Annotated in this window: 10 protein-coding genes; 3 read left to right on the forward strand and 7 right to left on the reverse strand. The window is 67.2% G+C overall.

Annotated elements, in window-relative coordinates; translation table 11 throughout:
* Positions 1 to 6: 6 nt before the first annotated feature.
* Positions 7 to 1,338: a PAS domain S-box protein gene (locus IT361_19060; GenBank protein MCC6319779.1), complete on the forward strand. Its 1,332-nt coding sequence runs from the start codon at positions 7 to 9 to the stop codon at positions 1,336 to 1,338.
* Positions 1,339 to 3,089: 1,751 nt separating this feature from the next.
* On the opposite strand, the gene IT361_19065 is transcribed toward IT361_19060, so the two are convergent.
* The 6 genes from IT361_19065 to IT361_19090 all read right to left on the reverse strand — a co-directional run bounded on the left by IT361_19065 (position 3,090) and on the right by IT361_19090 (position 10,470).
* A complete protein-coding gene (locus IT361_19065; protein ID MCC6319780.1) occupies positions 3,090 to 3,665 on the reverse strand; it encodes a hypothetical protein in 576 nt (191 codons plus the stop codon).
* Between the two features lie 578 nt (positions 3,666 to 4,243).
* On the reverse strand, positions 4,244 to 4,915 hold the full coding sequence (locus tag IT361_19070) for a thioredoxin domain-containing protein (protein MCC6319781.1): 672 nt from the start codon (positions 4,913 to 4,915) through the stop codon (positions 4,244 to 4,246).
* Positions 4,916 to 5,333: 418 nt separating this feature from the next.
* Positions 5,334 to 6,050 carry a hypothetical protein gene (locus tag IT361_19075; protein MCC6319782.1) on the reverse strand — a complete coding sequence of 239 codons (717 nt, stop codon included), beginning with the start codon at positions 6,048 to 6,050 and terminating at the stop codon, positions 5,334 to 5,336.
* Positions 6,051 to 6,165: 115 nt separating this feature from the next.
* Positions 6,166 to 6,939, reverse strand: a complete 774-nt coding sequence (locus tag IT361_19080; GenBank protein MCC6319783.1) for a methylated-DNA--[protein]-cysteine S-methyltransferase — start codon at positions 6,937 to 6,939, stop codon at positions 6,166 to 6,168.
* Positions 6,940 to 6,948: 9 nt separating this feature from the next.
* Positions 6,949 to 9,123, reverse strand: a complete 2,175-nt coding sequence (locus tag IT361_19085; protein ID MCC6319784.1) for an EAL domain-containing protein — start codon at positions 9,121 to 9,123, stop codon at positions 6,949 to 6,951.
* 99 nt (positions 9,124 to 9,222) lie between these two features.
* Entirely contained in the window at positions 9,223 to 10,470 is a 1,248-nt protein-coding gene (locus tag IT361_19090; GenBank protein ID MCC6319785.1) for an MFS transporter, read from the reverse strand.
* A 104-nt stretch (positions 10,471 to 10,574) separates the two neighbouring features.
* Here IT361_19090 and IT361_19095 point away from each other — a divergent pair, with 104 nt between their 5' ends.
* The gene (locus IT361_19095; GenBank protein MCC6319786.1) at positions 10,575 to 12,578 is read left to right on the forward strand and encodes a S9 family peptidase; all 2,004 of its coding nucleotides are present in this window, start codon (positions 10,575 to 10,577) and stop codon (positions 12,576 to 12,578) included.
* 19 nt (positions 12,579 to 12,597) lie between these two features.
* Here the strand turns inward: IT361_19095 and IT361_19100 are convergent, their stop codons facing one another.
* Positions 12,598 to 14,181 carry an HDOD domain-containing protein gene (locus IT361_19100; GenBank protein ID MCC6319787.1) on the reverse strand — a complete coding sequence of 528 codons (1,584 nt, stop codon included), beginning with the start codon at positions 14,179 to 14,181 and terminating at the stop codon, positions 12,598 to 12,600.
* Positions 14,182 to 14,353: 172 nt separating this feature from the next.
* On the opposite strand from IT361_19100, the gene IT361_19105 reads away from it, so the two are divergent.
* A complete protein-coding gene (locus tag IT361_19105; GenBank protein ID MCC6319788.1) occupies positions 14,354 to 14,992 on the forward strand; it encodes a c-type cytochrome in 639 nt (212 codons plus the stop codon).
* Positions 14,993 to 15,032: the final 40 nt, after the last annotated feature.

Genomic DNA, 15,032 nt, shown 5'->3' on the forward strand with positions numbered 1-15,032 from the left:
CCCGTCATGATCGCGCGCCCGCCCCGCGAGCCGCCGCCGCACGAACGTCGGGTACTCCTGCTCGCGCTGGCGTCCGGGCTCCCCGGGGCCATCGTCACCGTCCTGCTGCTCGTCGCCGGGGACTACTCGGCGAAGACCGTGTGGACCGTTGGAGGGTTGGTGACCGGGGCGTGGCTCGTCGGGGCGATCGCGCTGCGGGAACGCGTGGTGCGTCCGCTGCAGACGTTGTCCAACATGCTCGCGGCCCTGCGCGAAGGCGACTTCTCGCTGCGCGCGCGACTCAGTCGTTCGGACGACGCCCTCGGGCTCGCATTGCTCGAAATCAACATGCTCGGCGAGACCCTGCGTTCGCAGCGACTTGGCGCGCTCGAGGCCACGTCGCTCCTGCGCGCGGTGATGTCGGAGATCGACGTCGCCATCTTTGCGTTCGACGACACCGGGGCCCTGCGCCTCGCCAACCGGGCCGGTGAGCGCCTGCTGGCGCAGCGCTTCGAGCGCATCGCCGGCCGTCCGGCGTCGTCGTTAGGTGTGGCCGAACTGCTCGGCGGGGACTCGCCGCGCGTGTATGACCACGCCTTTCCCGAGCGCGCCGGTCGATGGGAAGTGCGTCGCACCACCTTCCGGCAGGAGGGCCGGCCCCACGTGCTCCTCGTGGTCACCGACGTCACGCGAACGCTCCGGGAGGAGGAGCTGCTCGCGTGGCAACGGCTGGTGCGGGTGCTGAGTCACGAGATCAACAACTCGCTGGCGCCCATCAAGTCGATCGCCGGCAGCCTCCGCGCGATGAGCGATCAGGCGCCGGGTGCTCCCGGTGCGCGCGAGGATCTGCACCGCGGACTCGACATCATCGAGGGCCGGGCCGATTCGCTGGCACGGTTCATGTCCTCGTATGCGCGGCTGGCGCGCCTGCCCTCGCCCGTGCGGCGTCGCTTCGATCTCGGCGCGATGGTACGCCGCGCGGCGGGCCTCGAATCGCGGCTCGCGGTTGGCGTGGAGGGTGGCCCTGCGATCGAGATCGTGGGCGACCCCGATCAGCTCGAGCAAGCGCTGATCAATCTTGTGCGCAACGCGGTCGACGCCGTAGGCCCGGACGGTGGCCGGGTATGCGTGGGTTGGCGGATCGACGATCGCTCGGTTGAGATCCAGGTCGAAGACGACGGACACGGAATCAGTGGCACGTCGAACCTCTTCGTGCCGTTTTTCACGACGAAGCCCGAGGGCTCCGGGATTGGGCTCGTGCTCTGCCGTCAGATCGCCGAGGGGCATGGGGGATCGGTCACCATCGAAAATCGAAGTCACGGACGGGGCGCGGTGGCGCGCCTGCGTCTCCCGCGCTAGTGGCCCCGCAGGCCGCGCAAGAGAGAGCCTGCGACCGACACCGTCTGTCAGGGCGAGGACCGCGCCAACGTTCGAGACCGCCACGAGCCGCATCGGAGCTGGGCAGTAGCCGCGGGGGCCAGAGAAGTCCAGCGCCCTGGGGCCGGGCGTAAGCCAGCAAGATCGGCCCGACGCAAACTGGTTGCTCGTCAGACCGGCGTGCGGCCCTGCCTTCCTCGCTCCTGAGGTAGCGACTCAGGACTTCCACATCATCGTCGTCCTGCGTTACGACGTAGAGATACCTCGGCGAAGCCCCAACGATGCGGGCGCGCGCTGGAAGTTCCAGAGTTGCGATCTTCCCGCTCGCCCTGCTAACCACATCGTAGCGCGTAGCGAGAAACGGCGGTGGCGTGAGTCGCCTGACAGCGATCACTCCCTCACCAAGAGTCACGAGCGCCTGGTTGACGAAGGGCGGCAGTCGGTCGGGCCACGGCGGAACCTCATGCGGGCCAATTGGAGGCTCCGCGGCCGGCCAGCGCCTCCGAGTGAACGCCGACTTCCATTCCGTTGTAATCCTGGGAAACTCGCTCTCGATCACGGTACCCTCCTCCAGCACGCCTCGCGGATCAACCCAGTCGACGCGATATGGCTCACGACGAAGGAGCGCTATCCAGCCATCCTTGAGCAGCGCCACTTCGTCGGAGCCCACCAATGGATTTTCGAGTAGCCAACGGGAGGCAGGCGGAGGGCGTTCGCGCCACACGATGGTCTGGACCGCGCTGATCCCCCGAAGCCGGGCGACGGTATCCGCTCGCGGGCCAAGAGACCGCCCCTGCGTACCAAACCCGGATGCCAGGTAGCGTCTAATTACCAACAGCGAGTCCGCCGTGCCAACACTCGGAACATATGGCACGCCCGTGCTTCGCCGAAACGCGTACGGCAGCACGTCCAGGATATGGCCCAGCGTGTCCGCACCAGACAGGCGGACTGACTTGCGCCCAGTGACCTGGATCGTCGCTGTGATCCTCTCGCCAACCACAACGATCCAACGCCCGGTACGCTGATCGTCCACGATCGTGGTGTCACCGCCCAGTGCAAACAGGCCGATTGCGCGGCGATACTCCCCGGGCCCGTCCCCCGTACGCCCGATGGGCACCGACTTGCCGGTCTCGAAGTCAATCAGCATCACCAGCTGGTCTGCGGTATCGAGCACGATGGCCTTGGTGGCCGAAATCTCCCGGATGGCGGCAACGCCCACAAAGCGCTCGGACGCCTTACCGACGAGGCGGCCCGGCATTCGCTGTGCTGCGAGTTCCCCGGGAGCTATCGCGCCGTGCAGTAGCGCCACGGACACGGCCACGCTCGCTACGGCTGCGTTCACGGCGCCTCCTTGCACTCCATGGCGCGACCGCACCCGAAACCGCGAAGTTGCGTGGCCGTCCGAGCCAGCGCGTTCGCCACTGGTCTCACTCAATCGGCGTCCCACAATAGAGCCTGAGCTGTCCGCCAAACTCGGCGCAGTTGGCCTGATCAGTCGCGCATCCGTAAGCCGCGCACGCGCCCTCCACGTCCAGCGGGCAATAGCTTACCGTGACCGTCTGCGGACACGATTCCGTCGTTCTGACACGGTGCGGCGCGGCGAGCGCATGGCTGCCCATTGCGGTAACAACCAATCCCAGTATCGCGGTTCTTTGCATCATGTTGCCTCCATCGGTGAACTCACGTGGGCGCGCGGCGCGGCCCGCATTGAGTGGTGCGACTCTACCCAGGCATCACATCGGGTGACGGCTCAGGCGCTCAACTCCACCCTCATCCCGAGTCACTACCACCACTGTACTCGGGCCAAACGAGATGATTCGCTGGTTGGAACCAACGATCATCGTCTGCACCAGGCCCGCAGCTCGGTCCACGATGTAGTACCTACCCTCGGGGTGCCGCGCGCTCGGCGTCAATCGAATGGCGACTCGTCCGCTGGGCATTGGCAGAACTGCTCGGGCCAGGAAGGGCGGCGCAACACGCGGCCAGTGTGGGTAGTCGCTCGCCGCGAACGGCTTCGAGCCCTCAGCGGCGAGTCGCCGCAAGACAAACGTCTTCTCTGCCGCGTCGAGTTCCACCTCGTCACTCGGTAGGTTGTGACCCTGGAGTCGCCTACCGTCCGCAGAGATCCATTCGACCCGGAACGGCGCGAGGCGCACCAGGGCCACCCAGCCGTCTGGCAGCATGACGGCTTGCTCGAAGGTCGGCAGCGCTTCGCGCAGCACGTGTGTTATCTCCTGACCACCCGACCGCCGCACGAGCATGTTCGGTGGGCCCCGATAGCCCCCGGCGATGCGGGCAATGGTGTCCACTCTTGGGGTGGTGATTGACGCACGCAGTACGAATTGCGAATCCGCGAACTCGGGGAAGTGTCCGAAGGAGGTGGCGATGCCGCGTGGGCGCGGCCGCGAAATGAAACCTCGCGTACCGAGGAGGTGAGACGGGGACGCTCCGCCATAAAGCATGGGCCCGAGCGTCAACGCGCGGGGATCGGCGACCGTGAGGCTCCGAAGGAAGCGATCGGCCACAAACACGCTCCATCTCCGATTCTGGAGGTCGGTGATGATGCATGTATCACCTTTGAGCCCCACCACGAACCCTGGCTGGGCAAACTCACCGGGGCCCTCGCCCAGGCGGCCTACGTCGACAACCCGTCGCGTGCGCCAATCGACGAGACTCGCCGCTCGCAGACGCCAATCTGTAAGGAGCAATCGGTCATCATCGAGTGATCGCGCCGACAAGATGGACGCGAACTCGGCGTCCAGGCGCGATGATGCCGCCGCGAGCGTCGTCTGAGCGTCCTCCCGGCGTGGCGCCAATGCTATCGCGAAGACAGCCAACAGACGAACGACACGAGAGATTGGACGGCTCACGATGCTCTCTCCGCGGATCACTTTCGCGCCAGGAGCGAGTCGATCGTTCGAACGAGCGCCGGCTCAGGAACCGCCCCGTAGAACCTGAGCCCATTCACGAGAATCGTTGGTGTCCCCCTGACACCAAGGGGGCGCCCGGCCCGCAGCCCTCGTTCGGCAGCTGAATCTCCGATGCCCTGGATGCAACGCTTGAACTCGGCCGTGTCCAGCACGCCGGCGTCCGCTGCATAGCTCGTCCATGACTTGAGCCCCAGCGAGTCCTGCTTCCGGTAAACCTCGTCGACCATAGCCGAGAACCGATCCTGGGCACCCGCGCATTCAGCAGCTCGGGCAGCGGGGCGGGCGAAGCGATGTGAGGGTAAAGGGTAGTGCACGAACGTATGTGAGACACGGTCGCCGTACCGTGCAAGAATCACCTTCATCGTTTCACGCGATCGCTTGCAGTATGGGCACTCCAGATCGCCAAACTCCACCACCTTAACGCGCGCATCGGCACGCCCCTCCGTGTGGCCGACCGCCGTCAGGTGTTCCCAGTTCGTCATCAGCACCACCTCAGGAATCGACCCGTCCGGCGGTGACCGTTGGCCTCCGAACTCCCGTTTTGCAAGCGCCGCAGCGACAGTAACCGCTGCGGCGCAAAGCACCACCAAGGCGATGCGCTCAAGGCGAGAACCAATTGCCGTTGTCACTGATCGAGAGCTCGCAGGCTACTCGTTGCAACCGTACATGACGCCGTCGGTGCAGCCCGGCGTAGGACCTCCAGAGCAGCCTGGGAGCCCAGTCGGACAGCCCCTCGCCGTGCACTCCGCCTTGATCTGTTCCTCGTCGCACGCGATGATCCCAGGCATGCAGAAATAGCAACTATCGACGGATGTGGCCGCGGCAGAGCGAGGCAGGGCAAGCTCGACGAATCCGATGAGGCAGGTTGCACATGCCAAGGCAAGCAAGGGGCGTTGGGTCATCTGAGCCTCCTGGTTCCGGATCGTTTAAGTGTTTGCTCCAGTGGCAGCCGCATCGTACCCTTGGACTGACAGCCACTATGCCCCGAGGCTCCCGGCCAGTCAACGTCGCTCCGTCGCACGGCGTGACGATCGGTTGCGCGACCCCTCAGAGGTCGATGTCGCCAAGCCCCAGCGCACTCATGAATTCGCGCGTGGTATTGCGGACGCGGTGTCGCATCCGCAGCGCGCGGAGGGCGGTGGGGGTCAAGCCCTCCAGAGCTTCTGTGGCTGCGGTCGCGCCTTCGCCGCTGTTCGTCGTCAACTCCCGGACATGAAGCAGGCGCCCCAACCGCAACAGGCAGCCAATGGATGGCAGGCCCTCCTGCCTCAGTAGCCTCGCCAAGTGGGATCGATTGAAGCGAAACCGAGTGGCAACATCGCCGACCCTCCAAACGCGATGCCCGTTTCTGAGGCACGCAAGCACCACGGGTCGCAGGCGATTGGCTTCCAGACAATCGTGGACGGCGCGGATTTCGACCTCGGGCACGGGTGCGGCGACCCTCACCTGAACTGCGGCTGCGAACGCGTCCATTGCTCCTGCCAGATCCGTGAGGAACACGTCGTCCGCCCCGGCGATGAACAGGTGCTGCAGCCGCAGATGCGTTCCTGCGCGCCTCTCCCCGCACACGATGATGCCTACATGAGGGTGGGCGCGCCGCAGCTGGCGGATATCGCGCTCTGTACTCGCTCCCTCGGACGTCCGGGATCCAAAGACGACGAGCCGCGCAGCGCCGAGCGTCGCCGGCGACACCTGCCTGATGGCGACTCTCACGGGCGAGTGGCAGCGCGTAAGGGTAGCAATGGATCCCCAGAGGATCCCCACGCTTTCCTCTACTAGGTACCCCCCCCCCCCACTCCATGTCTCTCTCCTCCAATAGGCCCGCCTGGCGCAAACGGTGACCATCGGCATCGAGTGTGCGACGCACGCCTCGGATCAGTCAAGCCCCGTGAGAGGTACTCTTCGCGATGGATCGGTGGGAGACGCCTTCGAGTTCGAGCAGAGCCTGCTTGCGCCAGAGCCCGCCGCCGTACCCCGTCAGAGCGCCATCGCTTCCGACGACGCGGTGACACGGAATGATGATCGCCATGCGGTTGTCCCCATTGGCGCGCCCCACGGCGCGAGGCGCCGAAGGCTTGCCGACGGCTGCGGCCAGCGCCTCGTAGCTCGTCGTGCGCCCCGGTGGGATAGTGAGCAGCGCCTGCCACACACTGCGCTGGAACGGCGTACCGAGCGGAAGCAGTGGAACGTCGAACGTCCGACGGCGACCGCTGAAGTACTCGGCCAGTTCCGCCTCGAGCGCCGGGAGCGCCGGAAACTCGCCCTCGACGATCTCGCTGCCGAACAGTGTTCGCACGCGCTCGCGCTGCGTGCGCAACATGGGCCGGTCGGCGAACTCGAGGAGAGTGAGTCCTTCCCCTGTGCCGATCGCCACCATGTCACCGAGCGGCGTCGTCAGTCGCTGCTCGGCGAGTCCCACGGCCTGGCGATCACCCAAAGGCCTGCAGCGCTTGCAGGGCCGAAAGCCGGCGCGGAGCGCGTCCGATGCCGCAGCGAAGTACTCGACGTGCTCCTGAAGAGGCGTGCGGCATGCGCACGAAGGCAGACAGAACACGTGCGTGGTCGTGACACCAAACCAGAACGTGCCGTCGAGTCGCCGATCGCGACGGATGATGGCGTGATAGCGTTCGTCGCTCGAGGAGGTGGCGGGCATGCCCGCAACCTAGTGCCACTCTACCGGAACGCGACCCGCTTGTTGCGCTCCGGCCGTCCCGGAGCGACACTCAGCGACATAGGCGGGCACATCCTCCGGCGCCATCGGCCGCGCGAAGTGATACCCCTGCCCGTAGTCCGCGCCCATGTGGTGAACGGCGCGCCGCTGTTCCTCGGTCTCGATGCCCTCGGCGACCGTCTGCAGCGCCAGGGCGTTGGCCAGCTGAATGATCGTGCGGACCAGCGTCTGCGGCGGCCCCTCGCGGGTGACGCCATTCATGAACGACCGGTCGATCTTGAGCACGTCGATCGGGAAGTGCTGCAGATAGCTCAACGACGAATAGCCGGTCCCGAAATCGTCCAGCGCGAAGCGAATGCCGTGCGCCTTGAGTTCGATCATGAGGCGACGCGCGATGTCGGGCTGGTGAATGACGGCGCTTTCGGTGAGTTCGAGGATGAGCGCACCCGGCGCAACACGCGTGTCGCGGACGATCGCCACCACCTCCTTCACGAACCCCGGATGCTGCAGCTGCCGGCCCGACACGTTCACCGAGAGGCTCACCAGTTCGCCGTCCACATCGCCCAGCGTGCGCTGCCATTCGCTGAGCTGCTGGCACGCGGCCGCGAGCACCCAGCGGCCCAGCGGAACGATCTGGCCTGACTCCTCGGCGAGCGGGATGAACGTCGCCGGTGAGATGGCCCCGAACTGCGGGTGCGTCCAGCGCACCAGGGCCTCGAAGCGCGACACGCTGCCCGTGCCCAGCGAAACGATGGGCTGATACATCAACGTGAACTCCTCGCGACCGAGCGCGCGACGCAGCTCGCGATGCATCGAGCGGCGCTGGGTGTCGGCGTCGTTCATCGCCGGGTCGAAGGTCGCGTAGCGGCCTTTGCCCAGCGTCTTGGCGTGGTACAACGCCACGTCCGCGTCGTGCAGCAGCGCGTCTACCGGGTCGAGGCCTTCCGGATCGTCGCTCGACGCCACACGTGGCCCGGCATGACGGGCGCCATAGGCGATGCCGATGCTTGCACCGACGCTCGTGCTCCGGTCGCCCAGGGCAATCGGGGCGTCCAGCGCCCGCAGGATGCGCTCGGCCACGAGCCGCGTCTCGCCTTCGTCGCGGAGGTAGCAGAGCAGCACCGCAAACTCGTCGCCGCCGAGCCGCGCTACCACGTCGGACCCGCGCGTGGCCCCGAGCAGGCGTGTGGCCACCTCGCGCAGCAGCGCGTCGCCCGCGGCGTGACCGAAGGTGTCGTTCACGACCTTGAAACCGTCGAGGTCCACCGCAAGCACGGCCGCTCGTTCCGGCGATCCGCCGGAGAGTGCGCCCGCAACGCGTTCGAGAAAGCGCGTTCGGTTGGGAAGCCCGGTGAGCTGATCGTGGAAAGCCTGATGCGTGAGGGCCTCTTTCGAGGCCCGGAGCGCAACTTCGGCGCGCGTGCGCTCGTGGATCTCGCCCTCCAGGGAACGCACCGCGGACCCGAGCTGTTCCGCGGTGTCGTTGAAGCTGGCGGCGAGAAACCCCAGGTCGTCCATGGCGCGCGCCGGGAGGCGCACCGAGAAGTCGCCGCGCGCGAGCGCCCCGAGCGCCCGACGTGCTGCACGGATTCGGTAGGTGAAGCGCATCGGGCCGGCGATCGCAAGGTGTCCGATGCCGCCGAGCACCACGGTCTCGAGCACCACGAGCATGCCGTCCGATGCACTCGCGGGTCCGCTCATGCCGACCCAGCGCGCGATGGGGTAGGCGATGACGGCCACGCCCAGCTGCACGCGCGCCGCCTGCGGAATGCTGAGGGCGTACGCGGCAGCCGCCAGCAGAAAGAACGGGATTCCGAGGTAGCCAAGGCTTCCGATGGAAGCGGTCAGGAAGGCGATGATGAACGAATCGAGACCGAGCATCGCCCAGATCGGCCATCTGTGGACCTGATCCGCACGGTTGTGCCACATCACCACGAGGTTCGCCGCGATGGCGACGAGCTGCATGCCGCCAAAGACCTGCCAGTGCCCGGGCATGACGTTGGTCAGCATGTCGGCCAGCGCCATCGCCAGGCAGAGGCCAATGACAACGAACCGCACCCTGGCGGACTGGCGCAGCCACTCCTTCTGCATGAGCCATCGTTCGCGAACGATGACCTCGCGCGGGAGGAGTCCGTGCTGGGCGGGAAGGGTCGGTTGGACGGTCACAGGGGCAGCGACTGACCCGGCGGGGGAACCGGGGCTTCCCTCAAGTGTCGGCGGACGCTTCGACCGACTTCAGTGTTTGGGGCGCAGCGGGCGGGTGGATCAGTCTTCGGGCCGCCGAATCTCGCCAAGCCCCCTGAGGACGGGGACCTTCCAGGCCGTCAGCGCCACGGTCCCGATGGCAACAAGGCCGCCGGCCACCACGGCTGGGACGGTTCCAATGAACCTGGCGGCCAGTCCGGACTCGAAGGCGCCGAGCTCGTTCGACGAGCCGATGAAGATGGCATTCACGGCAGAAATGCGTCCCAGCATCCCGGTGGGCACCAGAATCTGGATCATGGTGCTGCGGATGACTGCGCTGACATTGTCGGCTGCACCGCTGATGAACAGGAGAGCCACCGACAGCGGGAAGCTGCGCGAGAGCCCGAACCCCACGATGCAGGCACCGAACACAGTGACCGCGAGGAGCAGCGCGCGTCCGGCGCGCCGGAACGGCGGGCGGTGTGCGATGGCCAGGGCGGTGAGGACCGCACCAGCGCCCGGTGCCGCCTGAAGCAGACCGAGTCCCCTGGGACCCACCTGCAGGATGTCCGACGCAAAGACCGGCATGAGCGCCACCGCACCTCCAAAGAGGACGGCGACCATGTCCAGCGCGAGCGCGGCGAGGATGACCCGGTTGGTGCGCAGGAACGCCAGGCCTTCGGCGAGGTTGCGCAGCACCGAGTCGCCGGGTGCGCCGCGTGGTGCCGGCCGATGGCGCACGGCGACCATCGCAAGGAGCGAGATCGCCGCGAGGCCGACGTTGACGGCAAAGGTGAACCGCTCCCCGGTGGCCGCAAACAGCACGCCGCCTAACGCGGGACCCAGCACCATGCCGAGCTGCCAGGTGGAACTCCGCCAGGTGGCGGCGTTGGCATAGTGATCAGGTGACACGATCTCCGAGACCAGCGCCGACCGCGAGACCTGAAGGAACGAGCGCGCGAGCCCGCAGACGGCGACGATGGCGTAGAACGGCCACACCACGGACGGGCTCGGCGACACGAGCACGAACCCGAGGACGGCGAGGGTGGCCACGAGGAGGACCGTCAGCGCGATGATGGAGATGCGCCGGCGATCCAGGCGGTCGGCGAAGTACCCGGCCAGGAGCGCAACACTCACGTAGGGCACGATCTCAGCGAGACCGATGAGTCCGAGAGCAAACGGATCCTTCGTGGCCTGGTAGACCAGCCACCCCACCACCACCGCCTGGACCTGGGCCGCCATCGTCATCGTCAGCAGCGACACGATGAACCACCTGAAGGGCCGAAGCCGGAAGGCGGAGTAGGGATCGTGGCGCTGGGTGTCGCTCATCGGTGCAGGCAAACTAACCGGGCAACGCAGGAATCGGCGGTCGCCCCTCGCGCACACCGGCTCCACGCCTACATTGATCGCGACTTCCTTCCGGATCGTGGACCATGCGCTTGCGATACGCCGCCGCGCTCGTCGCCCTCACCGGGGCGTCACTCGGCGCACAGGGACCGGGCAACAAGCTCACGCTGGACCAGTACCTCGAGTGGGAGACCGTGCAGGCGCCCCGCGTGTCGCCGGACGGCCGACAGGTCATCTACGGGCGACGCTGGGTCGACAAGATGAACGATCGCTGGGAGACGACCCAGTGGATCATGAACATCGACGGCACGCGACAGCGTGCGCTGATCACCGGGAGCAGCCCCGAATGGTCACCCGACGGGACGCGCATTGCCTATACGACGCGAGGCGAGCCCGGGGGAACGCAGATCTTCGTGCGATGGATGGACGCCGAGGGCGCGGTCACCCAGCTGACGCGTCTCACGCAAGCGCCGTCGAACCTGCAGTGGTCCCCCGACGGCAAGTGGATCGCGTTCACGATGCTCGTGCCCACCCGGGAGCAATGGAACCTGCCGATGCCGGCAGCGCCGCAGGGAGCGCGGTGGACCGAACCGCCGCGTATCGTCACGCAGCTCGATTACCGTCAGGACGGGCAGGGATTCACCACGCCCGGCCACACGCACATCTTCGTCGTGAGCGCCGACGGCGGCTCACCGCGACAGGTCACGAGCGGCGCGTGGGATCACGGAGCGCCACAGTGGATGCCCGACGGACGGAGCATCGTCTTCTCGGCCAACCGCGTGCCGGAGGCGGAATACACCTGGCGACAGAGCGACATCTACGCCGTGGACGTCGCCAGCGGGAACATCCGCCAGCTGACGAAGCGCAACGGGCCGGACAACTCGCCGACGCCATCGCCTGACGGGCGGCTGATCGCCTACACCGGCTACGATTCGACGCGTGCGTCGTGGAAGGACTCCGAGCTCTACATCATGAATGCCGATGGGTCCAACCCGCGGCAGATCTCCGGCACCCTCGATCGTTCACCGCAGGCGCTGGTGTGGGCCCCGGACAACTCGGGCGTGTACTTCAGCGCCGACAACCAGGGGGCACGCAACCTGTATTTTGCCTCCACCGGTGGCGCGGTGCGCGAGGTCACGAAGGGCAAGCACATGCTCTCCGTCGAGGAGATCCGCAACGGCATCGGCATCGGCATCCTGACCACCGCCACGCAGCCCGGCGACATCGTGACGTTCCCGCTGGCCAACCCGACGTTCACGCAGCTCACCGCGGTCAACGACGATGTGCTCACGGGCCGCAAGCTGGGCGATCAGGAGGAGATCTGGTACACCTCCGTCGGCGGATTGCGCATCCAGGGATGGATCGTGAAGCCGCCCGATTTCGACCCGCGCCGCAAGTATCCGCTGATGCTGGAGATCCACGGCGGGCCGCACTCGATGTACAACGTCGGGTTCAACTTCGCCCGGCAGAATCATGCGGCCGAGGGGTACGTGCTCCTCTATACCAACCCGCGGGGCTCGACCGGCTACGGCTCGAAGTTCGGCAACGAGATCATGAACGCGTATCCGGACAAGGACTTCGATGACCTGATGGCCGGCGTCGACACGGTCGTGAATCGCGGGTACATCGACACGCAGCGCATGTACGTGTTTGGTTGCTCGGGCGGTGGCGTGCTCACCGCGTGGATCGTGGGCCACACCGACCGCTTTGCCGCGGCCAGCTCCAACTGTCCGGTGATCAACTGGCTCTCGTTCGTCGGTACGACGGACGGGCCGGGGTGGTATCGGAATTTCGCGAAGCCGTTCTGGGAGGATCCGAGCGAGCATCTGCGCCGCTCGCCGATCATGTACGTGGGCAATGTGAAGACGCCCACCATGCTCATGACGGGCGTCCTCGACCTCCGCACGCCGATCCCGCAGACGGAGGAGTTCTACGAGGCGCTCAAGTTCCGGAAGGTGCCGACGGCCATGATCCGGTTCAACGAGGAGTACCACGGCACCGGATCGAAGCCCTCGAACTACCTGCGCACGCAACTCTTCCTGCGGAGTTGGTTCGAGCGTTGGTCACACGGCGCGGCAAGTACACAGTAAGGGCCGCGACGCCGGCCGGTCACGCACCCGCGACCGGCCGACGTGCAGCCGCCGCATCGAGAGGAGGCGGCGCCTCGGCTTGGCGCCCCGAAGTCGTGACGCCAGTCGTCGGCGTGCGGGTGGTACCGCCGCGGCTCGCAGCGATCGCGGTCATTCCCGGTTCCGTGCGGCGCGCGGCAATGCCACGAGCAGCGCTGTCGCAGATGGATCGGACGAACGCGACGGTGGACTTCTCCGGCGCCCGCACGTGCCAGGCACGGTCACAATACACGCAGCCCACCATGCGTGACCCGACCATGACGGGGAACACACCAAAGCTCCCGGCGCCCAGCGACTGCGCGAACCGTAGCTCCTGAGCCGTGAAGTCGCGATCGACCGGGACGAACGTGCTCTGTCGCCGAAGCATGGCGACGGCAAGTGGTCCGGCGCGCGGCGACAGCTCGAAGGAGAACTGCGGGAGCAGCGCTTCCACCTGGTCGCCGAGTCCGAACCGCGCCGTGGCGGTCGACCGATCCGGTGACAACACGCAGAAGACGACGCGATCGAACGGGCCGCCGCGATAGATCGCCTCGAGCATGGTGAGGATCAGGCGATTGAGGTCGGTGCCCGACGCCGGCTCGGCCGCGTGGCGGACCTCGGCGACGAGTGCCTCGCGCCTGGCGAGTGCTGCCGCTTCGCCGTCCGGAGCGATCGCGAGTTCACCGGACGGTGTCCGCGACAGGCGTCCGCCGCCCAGCTGCAGGACCGCCGCATCGTGCTGACGCCGGAGTCGCAGGTCGTCCAGTCCGACCTTCGCGCTCGCAAAGATCTCGCGGGTCTCGCGCAAGGCAGCACGCACCACATCGGTGGCCTGCGCGCGGTCGAGGGCAAGCCGTCGACCGTAGCGCTCCAGCACCGAGGGCACGCCGTCGAGTCGCACGGCGCGCTCGTGACGATAGACCGCGGTGGTCAGCTCATGCGCACACGAGACGATGGCGCTCAGCTCGTTGGCCGCCGCCGGGCCCTCCGCGCGCATCGCGAGGATCACCGATTCCGGCAGCCCCCAGTGACGCGCCATCGCATCGCCGAGATCCTCGAACACGAAGCCCAGCACGTCGAAGCTTGCGCCGGCGACGGACTGCTTTTGCGACTCCATGCGCGTGAGGACCTGCGCGTATTCGCGCGGGAAGTAGCCCGCCACGAGGACTTCGCCGAGGTTCCGGAACATGCCGGCGAGATGCGCCTCCTCGGGATCGGGAAGCCGTCGGAGCATCGCCAGTTCGCGGGCATGATTGGCGGTGATCATGCTCATGAGCATGAGTTCCCTGAGCCCGGGCGACCGCTTGCGGTAGTGGTCGAACACCAGGAGGCTCGCCGCGAGGTGGCGCACCGTGCGGGCGCCGAGCAGGAGCATGGCGTGGGCCGCGCTCTGCACCGTGGCGCCGCCGCGCTTGTAGTACGCACTGTTCGCGGTCCGCAGCACCTTGAGCGTCAGCGCGTACTCGCGGAGCACGATGTTCGCGAGCCGCTGCAGCGAGGCGTCGTCGTCAGGCACTGCCTTGAGCGCCTCGAGCGCATCCGTCGCGATCGCCGGGAAGTCCGACTCGGAGAGGATGCGCCGCATGCGGACCTCGAGTGGCGTCGGCGCGTCCGTATTGTGCCCGTCCCTGTCACGCGGGTAACGTTGCGGCTGCTGCAGGTCCATGCCCATGTCGCGAGGTTTCGGGGGCGGAGAAGACTTCCCGAGTATCGGCCGGTTGCCACGAATTCTTCAGTCATTCGCAGTCGGGGCCCTCATGGCGCTCCCCGGCGTCGCCAGTCCTCAGGCGCCGCTGAGTGCGTTTGCCGTCCACAAGGCGGAAACGCTGCTCAGGGAGCAGTTGCCCTGCCTCGGCTGTCACGCGCTTGGCAGCGACGGCGGTCGCCTCGCGCCTGACCTGCTCACTGTGCGCGAGCGACGATCGGTGGCCTACATCGCCGCGATGGTCGACGATCCGCAGCGCCTGGTGCCTGGGAGTCTCATGCCGCGCCTGACGATGGCGCCGGCCACCCGCGACCTCATCGTCCGCTACCTGCAGACGCGGCCCGGCACGGGGGCAACGCCACCTGCCGGGGCCGCGCGCGCGGTGCCTGACGCCGGTGGCCCCGCGTTGTATGGCCGATGGTGCGCGCCGTGCCACGGAGCGTCGGGCCGCGGCGACGGGCTCAACGCGTCACGACTGCCGGTCACCCCTGCCGCGCACGCCAGCGCCGCCTCGATGTCGGCCCGCTCCGACGATGCCCTCTACGACACGATCGCGAGCGGCGGCGCGATCATGAACCGCAGCCCGCGGATGCCGGCGTTCGGCGAGACGCTCACGCCACCGCAGATCCGCGCCCTGGTCGCCGAGATTCGCCGCCTGTGCCGCTGCGAGGGGCCGGCATGGAGCAGGTAGACATGCGACGCCGGGGCACACCGTGATGGCCAGGAAGCGC

The organism is Gemmatimonadaceae bacterium (assembly GCA_020846935.1).
GTDB lineage: Bacteria > Gemmatimonadota > Gemmatimonadetes > Gemmatimonadales > Gemmatimonadaceae > RBC101.